Source organism: Cupriavidus sp. 8B, assembly GCF_054589115.1.
This window is the reverse complement of sequence record NZ_BAAILO010000360.1, coordinates 1-218: the sequence shown is the minus strand read 5'-3', so window position 1 is coordinate 218 and position 218 is coordinate 1. Positions and strand designations below refer to the sequence as shown.

The 218-nt window shown below is 57.3% G+C and carries 1 protein-coding gene; it reads right to left on the bottom strand.

Annotated elements, in window-relative coordinates:
* Window positions 1-218, bottom strand: a 218-nt coding sequence (locus ACYP5B_RS34205; RefSeq protein ID WP_459572583.1) for a recombinase family protein, incomplete at both ends; no start/stop codon positions are given.

Sequence of the window (218 nt, the reverse complement as noted above, 5' to 3'; positions counted from 1 at the left end):
GTACTTGCGCATGCCGTACAGGCGGCATGAGAACGTTTGGACGATGGCAAGCAGGTCCTCAACCATTTCCTGCTCTGGCGACAGCGATTCCTGATTAACCACGATGATCTCGCAACCGTTCACGCGCGCAAGATGGTCGAGCAGGTCGAATCCGAAGCGAACGAGCCGGTCCTTGTGGGCGATGAGAACTCGCTCAATCTCACCACGCTGGATGCGCT